This window comes from Flavobacterium sp. 245 (assembly GCF_004362055.1).
In the GTDB taxonomy this organism is placed as follows: Bacteria; Bacteroidota; Bacteroidia; order Flavobacteriales; family Flavobacteriaceae; genus Flavobacterium.
On sequence record NZ_SNXB01000001.1, the window covers coordinates 439,196 to 450,269 of the forward strand.

Below are 11,074 nucleotides of genomic sequence, written 5' to 3' on the forward strand. Positions count from 1 at the left end.
AACTATGGCAGAACATAATGAACTCGGAAAAAAAGGAGAAGAACTTGCAGTGGAATTTCTTCAACAAAACGACTATAAAATTTTAGATCGAAATTGGACTTTTCAAAAAGCCGAAATAGATATTATTGCACAAAAAGATTCTATTTTGGCCATCGTCGAAGTTAAGACAAGATCGAGTTTGGATTTTGGTTCTCCACAAGATTTCGTTAAACAAAAAAAGATCCAGTTGCTCATAAAAGCAGTAAATGCCTACATAAACGATAGGGAAAAGGATTTTAATGATGATTTAAATATTCGTTTTGATATAATTGCAATCCATAAAACCGAGGAAACATTTGCAATTGAGCATATTACTGATGCTTTTTATCATTTTTAACATATTTTTTTATTGTTATAATTGTAACAATTTGTTTTTTTATTTATCTTTGTCAAGATTTATAACATCAAATTAACTAAACCAACACAATTAAGTTACAAAAAAAAAAGAAAAAAAAATATGAAAACCGTTTCATCAATCGTCGAAAATTACATTAAAACAAAACCATTTTTATTGAATGCATTATCGCTCGGAATTATCAATCTAACTTCTCTATCTCGGAACATTATGACCGAGCTGGAAAGTGAATTTGGCAAAGAGGTAAAACAAGGTGCTGTTGTAATGTCTCTAAAAAGACTGACTGAAGAATTAGATTTCAAATTAAATCATAAAATTAATAAAGTAATTAAGAATATTGGTGAAATTACCGTTCGTTCTGAATTGACGGATTACACTTTTGCGGCGTCTGAAACTGTTTTAAACAAACAAGCCGATTTGATTTCTGATATTAATGCTTTATCTGATATTTTTTATACCTCATCACGTGGGGTAAACGAAACCAATATTGTAGTGAGCAGCAGTGTTAATCATTTAGTTGAAAAACACTTTATGCGCGAAAAACTAATTCAGAAATTAGATAATTTAGCTTCAATTACTGTAAAACTTCCAAAAGAAAATATTGTAGTTCCTGGAATTTATTATTTCATTTTCCAGCGTTTGGCTTGGGAAGGAATTATTATAAACGAGGTAATTTCGACTTCAAATGAATTTACAATTTTAGTGGGAGAAGATCAAGTTGATGTTGCTTTTAAAGTAATTAAAGACTTGAAAAACTAATGAAATAAAATTTAATTTTTTAAATCTTATTAATATTCAATTTATAAAATCCTTTTGCTTTTTATTAAAAAAGACAAAAGGATTTTTTTATTAAGCTTAATTGAAAAATCTGCAATTCATTTGTTATACAATAAGAATATTCTCAAAAATAAAAATTGAGAATAGTTAATTTTTAAAATTTCTGCCAAAAAGTTATCAACTTGATAAAAAGCATTTTACATCCGTATTTACTGAGATTTTAAGGATCATAAATTAAAAAAAAGAGAAATAAGTGTAATTTTCGACTTTTATATGAGAATAATATTTTTATATATTTGCTAACCACTCAACATATTAGAGTATCGATTTTGATAGTATCGCAATATAATTAGATTTAAATACAAACTAATTAATTTAATGTTGGAAGCCACAGATCATAGTGACAAATTATTGGTAAGCGAACTCAAAAATGGCAGCGAAAAAGCATTTCGTTCCCTTTTTGATTTGTATTATCAGGATATCTATGGCTACAGTATAAGTCTGTTAAAATCGAAAGAAGCTGCCGAAGAAAATGTTCAGGATGTTTTTATGAAAGTGTGGCAGCATCGCGAAAACCTAAATCTGGAGCAGTCTTTTAAAGCTTTTATTTTTACTATTGCTAGAAATCAGGCTTTCAATACGCTTAATAAAGCAGCAAATGATAAGGTTTTAAAGGAAGCAGTTTTTTATGAAAGCCAAAAATCGCATGAATATGGCGATTATTCGATTCGCGAAGAAGATTGTAAAAAACTTCGCAAACAAGCTATAAAACAATTACCCCCCAAGCGAAAGCAAATTTTTAAAATGTCCCGAAAGAAAGGCATGAGTTACGAAGAAATAAGTCAGGAACTCGGCATCTCTATAAGTACTGTCAAGAACCAAATGAGCAAAGCACTGGAATCCATGCGAGTCTTTTTTCAAGTTCATGATGAGATTATCTAAACCAAAAAACCACAAACCATTAAAATCACCTTTCTCGGGTGATTTTTTTTTGTTTTAACCGCAAATTAAAACTTACGCCAATCTTATCAGAAATGAGAAAAACTAAGATTTTTGAAAAAAAACAAAAAAAACTCTGCTACAAAATATCAATAAAATCAATACTTCCCGAGTTTTTTCGCTTTGTGTAAATGTTAAAACTTAAAAATTTACAACGTTTGAGTAGTACTCAACTTTAATTCAGCTGTATTATATCAGAACCCCGACTTAAAAACAATTCGTAATGAATTCAAATTCTGAAATAAAAGGCCTTTTACAAAAGTTTGTTTTGAACCAATGTACACTCGAAGAAACAAACGAGGTAATTGCCTATTATAAAAAAAATCAGCTTACAGATGATTTTCCGACGGTAGAAGATATCCAAAATTTACTTTCGGAAATGCCTAAAATGGACAAACAAACTGCTGATGATATTTTCATGAATATTTTATCCGCTTCGAGAGAAGAAAAAGAGGAATCTGTGATTGAAATGCCAACAACAAAATCAAACTATAGAAAATACATTTCGATTGCAGCTTCGGTAATTGTTTTATTAGGAATTGGCTTTTTCTACAAACAAAGTCTTTCAACTAAATCTGCTGCAAAAGAATTTGATTTTAAAAGCAATGATATTGTTCTGCAATTAGAGAATGGAGATATTCAGGTAATTTCTGAAAAAAATTCATCGATCGTAAAAGACGCAAAAGGCAATATTGTTGGAAATCAAAATGGGGATAAATTAGTTTATGAAAACAGTTCAGATCCTGAAAGATTAGTTTACAATACAATCAAAATTCCTTACGGCAAAAAATTCCGTCTTCAATTATCAGACGGAACGTTTGTTCACTTAAACTCGGGAACAACTTTAAAATATCCTATAAAATTTATTGCTGGCGAAAACAGACAAGTGTTTCTTGACGGTGAAGCTTTTTTTGATGTTGCCAAAGACAAAAAACATCCTTTTATTGTTAATGCTGACAATTTGAATGTTCGTGTTTTAGGAACGCATTTCAACGTTTCAAATTATCCCGAAGATGCTTTAACTGATGTTGTGTTAGTTGAAGGTTCAGTTGGAATGTACAATTCAAATGAAGAATTTGATGCATTTAAAAACACTATTTTGAAACCTGGATTTAAAGGAAGTTTCAATAAAGAAAATGCTAAAATTTCGACGAAACCAGTAATTACCGACATCTACACTTCGTGGATAAATGGTGGTTTAACGTTTAGAAATATGTCTTTTAAAAATATTATTACAAAACTAGAAAGACGCTATAATGTTACAATTGTAAACAAAAATGAAAAATTAGCAAACGAAAAATTCAATGCCAGCTTTAAAGAAGAATCTATTGAAAATGTTATGAGCTATTTCAATGATATTCACGGCATTCATTACACTATAAAAGACAATCAAATACTAATTAAATAACCACTAAAACCAACTAAAAACTTATGAGGAACTAACTTACGGGAATAAAAAAATCGGAAAGAGCTGCGAACAATTTCCGATTAACTAAGTGATTGAATATAACGAATTAACTACAATCAATTAACAAAATTATGAAAAAAAAATCAAAGAATACTGGGTTTTTATACCGAGTGTTCCAAAATGACCTAAAATTGAAACTAACTACACTACTTATTTTGGTCGCCATGTTCAATATCAGAGCAAATACTTATGCCCAAAAGACAAAAGTAACGCTGGAATTAAACAATTCAACCATCGAAAAGGTTATTGAGACCATAGAACAAAAAACAGATTTCAGGTTTATTTACAAACTGAATGACATCGATCTAGATCGAACGATTTCAATTAATGTAAAAGACCAATCGATTTATGTCGTTCTAGATAAGCTATTTAAGGGAACTCCAACCGAATTTAAAATTCGCGATACTCAGATTATCTTAAAAAAACCGGAACTTAAAACTGAAATTATTCAGTTCCAAAAGCAAACTATATCCGGCGTAATTACCGATGAAAACGGCCTGCCTCTTCCAGGAGCTTCAGTTATTGAAGAAGGAACAAAAAATGGTATGGTAACTGATTTTGACGGAAAATACAAACTTACTGTTGAAAGTTCACAATCTGTTATAATCGTATCATTTATTGGATATAAAGAGAAAAAAGTAATCGCTAATCAAAGTGTAATAAATATTCAGCTTGTTCCAGATGCTACTGATCTTCAAGAAATTGTAGTTGTTGGTTATGGAACTACAGCTAAAAAAGATGTAACTGGAGCGGTTTCTTCAATAGCAGCAAAAGACATGAATCAAGGTGCAATTGTAAATCCGTTGCAGTTAATTTCAGGTAAAGCAGCTGGAGTTAACATCAATCAAATTGGAAGTGAGCCAGGTTCAGGGCCAAGCGTTCGTATTCGAGGTATAACTTCATTAATTGGAGGAAGTGATCCATTAGTTGTAGTTGATGGAATTCAGGGAAATTTAGATTTATTGAATCAAGTGCCGCCAACAGAAATTGAAACTATAGATATTTTAAAAGATGCTTCGGCAACTGCAGTTTACGGTTCAAGAGGTGCGCCTGGTGTAATCATCGTTACTACTAAAAAAAGCAAAGCCGGAAAAACGACAATGGAATACATTGGATCTACTTCTATAGATTTTATTCCGAAGAAATTAGACATGCTAAATGCTGATGAATGGTGGGCGACCGCACAAAGTGTAGGTGTTCCAGCATCTGCTAATCATGGTTCAAATACAGACTGGTATGGTATTTTGACTCAAACGGGAATTACACAAACTCACACTTTGTCTTTTGGTGGAGGAACAGATAAATTCAATTACAGAGCCTCTGTAACAGCAATTTTACAAGATGGTGTTGTAATCAATACCAATTATAAAAAATATATTGGACGCGTTCAGGCAACTCAATTGGCTTTGGACGATAAATTAAAATTGACATTTAACTTAAATAGTGGCGTAACAGACACTAACAGCACAATTCAAGATATTGGAACCGCTGCTTATATGTCAAATCTAATTACAAATGCATATTTAGTACGACCAACAGATCCTGTTTTTAATACTGATGAAACTTATTTTACAGATTCAAATGTTTTTCAATATTTAAACCCTTATGCAGCAGCACAAACAGTTGTAAATGAAAGACAGCTTGATAATCTTTTTGGAAGCTTAAAAGCTGATTTGGATTTTACTAAAGATTTAACAGGAAGCTGGTTTGGAAGCTGGAGAAAAACAAGTCAGACTGACGGTTATTTCCTTCCTGCCGAATCAACTAATGCATACGCAATTGATCAAAAAGGTTATGCTAATATCTGGGACAGAAGACAAAACGAAAAGTTAACCAATTTAAGTCTTACTTATAAAAAGACTTTTGGTATACACAGCATTAATGCATTGGCTTTATACGAATGGCAAAGCCAGACTTATCAAGGAAATTATGCTCAGGCGAAAGGTTTTATAAATGATAAAACGACGTACAATGCGCTTCAGTTTGGAGATATTTCTAAAGCAACTTCTGGCGACTTGCAGTCTTATAAAAATGACAGAACTTTAGTTTCCTATTTAGCACGTGTAAACTATAGCTTATTAGATCGTTATTTATTTACAGGAAGTATCAGACGTGATGGTTCTTCTGTTTTTGGAGCAAACAATAAGTGGGGAAATTTCCCTTCTGCATCTGTGGCTTGGCAAATCAACAAAGAATCTTTCATGGAAAATCAAAAGTTATTCAACGAACTTAAATTAAGAGTTGGTTATGGAGTAACTGGAAATCAGCAAGGTCTTGGTCCGCAAAACTCATTGTCATTGGTAAACAGCGCAGGAACAACTTATTTTGGAGGTTCACCAATTACTAATTTCAACATTAGTCAAAATGCTAACGCTGATTTACGCTGGGAAACTAAAAAACAAACTAATATTGGTCTTGACTTCGCGCTTTTAGACAACAGACTTAGAGGAACTTTTGATGTTTATACATCAAAAACAGAGAATTTATTATTTAATTATACCGTACCTCAGCCTCCATATCCGTACAATACGATTATGGCAAATGTGGGAAGTATTTCAAACAAAGGTCTTGAAGTTGCTTTAGCTTATGATGTCATTAAAACACAAAACAGCACGCTTACTTTAGCAGGAAACGTTTCATTAATGAAAAACGAAGTGCTTAATTTAAGCGGAAGCATTAATGGTGTTCCTTTAAATACGGATTATGTTGGCTGGGGAGCAGCAAACTCTTACTTAGTAAAAGGAAAACCAATTGGAGCTTTTTATATTCTTGAGCACACAGGCAAAAACGAAAATAATGTTGAAACAGTTTTGGATCGTGACGGAAATGGTCTTATTGATCAAGGAGTTAAAAGCCCAGACCGTTATTATGCAGGTTCAGCTTTACCAACTTATACTTTTGCATTTAACCCTTCTTATAGATACAAAAACTTCGATGCTTCTATGTTAATAAGAGGTTCAGGAGGAAATAAAATCTACAATGGATTGCGTTCAAACTTAAGTAGATTAGAAAATATTGGTAAATCGAATGTTTTGGCCAGTGCTGTTGAAGAAGGAATTTACACCTCTCCATATGGCTCAGATTTATGGCTTGAAGACGGCTCATTTGTTCGTTTAGAAAATCTTACAGCGGGATACAGCTTCCGTTTTACAGATAAATATATTGATACTATTAGACTTTCACTTACAGGAAACAACTTATTCCTAATTACGGATTATTCAGGTATTGATCCGGAATTAAATATAAGCGGTAGTGGTGACACCTTTGGAGGAGATAGAGGAATTTATCCTCGTACAAGAAGTGTGGCGTTTGGTTTGACTGTTAAATTTAAATAGTAAAAGAAATGAAAATTAAAAATATATTGATAACAGGAAGCTTATGTTTTCTGACACTTTTTAGCTGTACAGATATCGAGGAAAATGTGTACGATAAATATCCTGCAGACGAATTTTACGGTACTCCTGAAGGAGCAAATATCGCACTTGCCAGCGTTTATGCCCAAATTCCCGGCGATTTTGTGCGTGAAAATGTTCCAGGCGTAGGTTATGCCGGAGCAGACAATGGCTGGTACGATATGAACTGTATGGCATCAGACGAACAGGTTATTCCGCATAGAAATACAGGTGACTGGCAACAGGATTTTGCACGTCTGCACAAACACGAATGGCTGCCAACGGATTTCATCATCAACAATACTTGGAACTGGCTGTACAAATCTATTTTCAACGCCAATCTAGCAGTAGATTTATTACAGAAATCAAATGCTGAAACTTCAAAAATTGCTGAAGCAAAAGTACTAAGAGCTTTCTTTTATTATTTATTGATTGATGATTATGGAGATGTTCCTTTCTATACGGAGAACAACATTACAGTTGACAAAATTCCGCAGGCAAGCCGTAAAACCGTTTATGATTTTATCGTAAAAGAATTGACAGAAAATGTAGAATTGCTTTCTGGTACAAGAGGTGGAAATTACTACGGAAGATTCAATAAATGGGCTGGTTATACTTTATTAGCAAAAGTATATTTAAATGCTCAGGTTTACACTGGAACTGCAAAATGGAATGAATGTTTAGCAGCCTGCAATAAAGTTGCTGAGGGCGGATTTACACTTCACTCTGGAGCATCAAATGCTTCAAGTCCTTTAGGAAACAGATATTATGAATTATTTGGAGATGTTCTTCCTGAAGACGAAACGATTTTGCCAATTTACGCAACTGTAGATGTTGTGTCGCGCAACGTTTATGCAGTACGCAGTTTATACGGACCACATGCACAGGCTTTATTTGGTTTCAGCGGATGGAACGGTACAATTGTTCCAAAAGAATTCTTCCTGAAGTATGATGAAAATGATATCCGAAGAAAGCAATTTTTATTTGGCGAACAGCAGGGCGGTTTCAATTACACGCTAGATGTTGCCTCTTTAGATAACCCGGGAGCAGATCCTCAGGCTGGTGTTCGAAATGTAAAATTTTATCCGGCAACACCTAGAACGGGTGGAGGAGCTTCAAACGATTTTCCAATTTTCAGATATGCAGATGTTATTTTAATGATGGCAGAGTGTAATGCACGATTAGGAAATCCTGGGGCAGCAAAACCTTTTATTGATCAAATCAGACTGCGTGCGGGATTGAGTGCCTTGGCAGCAAATCCAACTCTTGATGATATCTACAATGAAAGAGGATACGAATTAAACTGGGAAGGACACAGAAGACAAGACATGATTCGTTTTGACAAATTTTTATTGGCAAACGAATTCAGACCTGCATCTCCTGCTTTCAGAAAATTGTTCCCAATTCCAACTGCTGCTTTAGATGCAAATCGTGGACTTAAACAAAACCCTGGCTACTAAAAAACAAAACGATCATGAAAAAATATATCAATAAAATATTTCTATTAGGGAGTTTGCTTTTTTTAGGTACTTCCTGTGACAGTGAGGCAGAATTAACAACCTTAAAAGCTGTTAGTTTTCCTTCTGAAATTACTGTCTCATCAACTAAATTAGTGCTGACAGAAGACACGGCAGACGATCAGGTATTGCTTGTTTCTTGGCCCGAAGTTACTTTTCCAATTGAAGCTCCTGTTACTTATGCTATACAATTCGATTTAATTGGCGACACAAGTGGTGCTAATGCATGGTCAAAAGCCAAAAGAGTTGAAGCTGGTGCCGATGTTTTAAGCAAAACATTTATTGGCAGAGATTTAAATAAAATCGCTGTCGATTTAGGACTTCTGCCAAATGTTGAAGGAAAATTAGTAGTTCGTGTAGAAGCTACAATGGATCGTAAAGTATACTCAAATCCTATTACTTTAACAATTACTCCATATGAAAAAAGCGTAGTTTTTGGCGAAATTTATATGCCAGGAAGTTATCAAGGATGGGGCATTGAAACTGCTGCTGCTTTGACTGCTATTCAAAAAGGTGTTTATCAGGGTTATATGACTGTTGATGTTGGAGCTGGTCCTGGATTCAAATTGAATACAGCTAGAAACTGGGCACAATTTTATGGCGCTGGAGAAACGAATAATGACTTAAAAAACATGAGTGATACTGACTTTACACTTCCGGGTGCGGGTTCGTATCAAATTAAGGTAAATCTAAATACTTTAAAATGGTCGCAGACTCCTTATGCTTGGGGAATTATTGGAACAGCAACTTCTGGAGGCTGGGATAAAAGTACAATTATGAGTTACGATCATCAGAAAAAATCTTGGAAAATCACTGCCGATTTAGTTCCTGGTGCTTTAAAATTCAGGCTTAATGATGCATGGACAATTAATTATGGCCCAGCAAATCCTGGTACAAATACAGTTAATCTGGATAATGGAGGTGCTTATACTATTGGTGAAGCCGGAAAATATGAAGTAACTTTTACAATAAACGAAGTAGATCCAGCAAGTACAGGTTATCCTGCAACTGCAACTTGTACGATCGTTAAAAAATAATCTAACATTGTAATAAAGCTAGATTAGTTTGAGTGATACCTGCCTTTTTTGAGCGAAAGGCAGGCTATCTTAAACTCTGGATTTATTAAACTAAATTGAAAAAATATGAAATTTAATATAAAACTCGTTTATATATTTCTGCTATCGATAGCATTTATTTCCTGCAGTTCTTCGGATGATGACAGCGGAACTCCAGATTCTCCATATACGCAATATGGAGCGTCTTTTGAAAAAATGCCTAAAAAAGAAGATGCTGTAATTTATCAAGTAAATATTCGTGCTTTTAGCCAGGCTGGAACATTAAAAGGCGTTCAGGACCGACTAACGCAAATTCAGGAATTGGGTGCAAATGTTATTTATTTGATGCCTATTTATCCTGTTGGAAAAGTAAAAGCTTCTGGAGAACTGGGGTCGCCATATTCGGTAAAAGACTATAAAGCTGTAAATCCTGATTTTGGAACACTGCAAGATCTTCAGACCTTAGTTGAAGAAGCGCACAAAAAAAACATGGCCGTTATTTTGGACTGGGTTGCCAATCATACTTCTTGGGACAACGCCTGGATCACAGATCATAAAAATTGGTATCAGCAAGATGCAAACGGAAACATTATTATTCCTCCTGGAACAAATTACAATGATGTAGCGCAGTTAAATTTCAACAATACCGAAATGAAAAGTGCAATGATCGACGCAATGTCTTACTGGGTTTACAATGCAAACATTGACGGTTTCAGATGCGATTATGCTGATCCTGTTCCGCAAACTTTTTGGTCAGAAGCGATAACTAAATTGAGAAAAATCAAAAAAAATCAGACCATTTTAATGTTGGCAGAAGGTTCTAAAGTAAACCATTTTGCAGAAGGTTTTGACTATACTTTTGGTTTTAATTTCTTCAGCACTTTAGAGCAAGTTTTTAAAGATGGTAAACCTGCAACTACAATTCAGGATTCGAATGCTACAGAATATGCCAACAATTACAACACTGAAAACCGAATTGTAAGATACACCAGCAATCACGACGTAAACCTTTCTGAGGGAACGCCACTAGAACTTTTTGGAGGCAAAAAGGGATCTTTGGCAACATTTGTTGTAGCTGCCTATTTAAAATCTGTTCCAATGATTTACAACGGTCAGGAAATTGGTTATGACAAAAGATTAAATTATTTTGCAAAAACGCCAATCGACTGGTCTACAGCAGATGCTTCAATGCTTGCCGAATACAAAAAAATTATCGCTTTTAGAAACACAAGCAATGCAGTTAAAACAGGCGAATTTACTGGTTACAGCAGTGACGCCGTAAGTGCTTTTACTATGGTAAAAGATGCTGAAAAAGTTTTTGTTCTTTCTAATTTAACCAGTTCAACCGTGAAACATCTTATCCCATCAACTTTAAAAGGAACATGGAAAGATGCTTTTACTGGAACTTCAGTAACTGTTGGTGCAGACTTAACACTACAACCTTTTCAATATTTAGTCTTAAAAAACTAATA

The 11,074-nt window shown here is 34.0% G+C and carries 8 protein-coding genes; all 8 read left to right on the top strand.

All coding sequences use genetic code 11. From position 1 onward, the window contains the following. Positions 1-4 precede the first annotated feature (4 nt). The 8 genes from EV145_RS01850 to EV145_RS01885 all read left to right on the top strand — a co-directional run bounded on the left by EV145_RS01850 (position 5) and on the right by EV145_RS01885 (position 11,072). On the top strand, positions 5-376 hold the full coding sequence (locus EV145_RS01850; protein ID WP_133523535.1) for a YraN family protein: 372 nt from the start codon (positions 5-7) through the stop codon (positions 374-376). 120 nt (positions 377-496) lie between these two features. Continuing rightward, positions 497-1,153 carry a hypothetical protein gene (locus tag EV145_RS01855; protein ID WP_008466087.1) on the top strand — a complete coding sequence of 219 codons (657 nt, stop codon included), beginning with the start codon at positions 497-499 and terminating at the stop codon, positions 1,151-1,153. A 396-nt stretch (positions 1,154-1,549) separates the two neighbouring features. After that, entirely contained in the window at positions 1,550-2,113 is a 564-nt protein-coding gene (locus EV145_RS01860) for an RNA polymerase sigma factor (RefSeq protein ID WP_133523536.1), read from the top strand. 280 nt (positions 2,114-2,393) lie between these two features. After that, positions 2,394-3,578: a FecR family protein gene (locus EV145_RS01865; protein WP_133523537.1), complete on the top strand. Its 1,185-nt coding sequence runs from the start codon at positions 2,394-2,396 to the stop codon at positions 3,576-3,578. A 191-nt stretch (positions 3,579-3,769) separates the two neighbouring features. Further along, on the top strand, positions 3,770-6,973 hold the full coding sequence (locus tag EV145_RS01870; RefSeq protein ID WP_243739188.1) for a TonB-dependent receptor: 3,204 nt from the start codon (positions 3,770-3,772) through the stop codon (positions 6,971-6,973). Positions 6,974-6,981: 8 nt separating this feature from the next. Then, a complete protein-coding gene (locus EV145_RS01875; RefSeq protein ID WP_133523539.1) occupies positions 6,982-8,490 on the top strand; it encodes a RagB/SusD family nutrient uptake outer membrane protein in 1,509 nt (502 codons plus the stop codon). Between the two features lie 14 nt (positions 8,491-8,504). Next, positions 8,505-9,584, top strand: a complete 1,080-nt coding sequence (locus EV145_RS01880; RefSeq protein ID WP_133523540.1) for a SusE domain-containing protein — start codon at positions 8,505-8,507, stop codon at positions 9,582-9,584. A gap of 105 nt (positions 9,585-9,689) precedes the next feature. Continuing rightward, positions 9,690-11,072 carry an alpha-amylase family glycosyl hydrolase gene (locus tag EV145_RS01885; protein WP_133523541.1) on the top strand — a complete coding sequence of 461 codons (1,383 nt, stop codon included), beginning with the start codon at positions 9,690-9,692 and terminating at the stop codon, positions 11,070-11,072. Positions 11,073-11,074 lie beyond the last annotated feature (2 nt).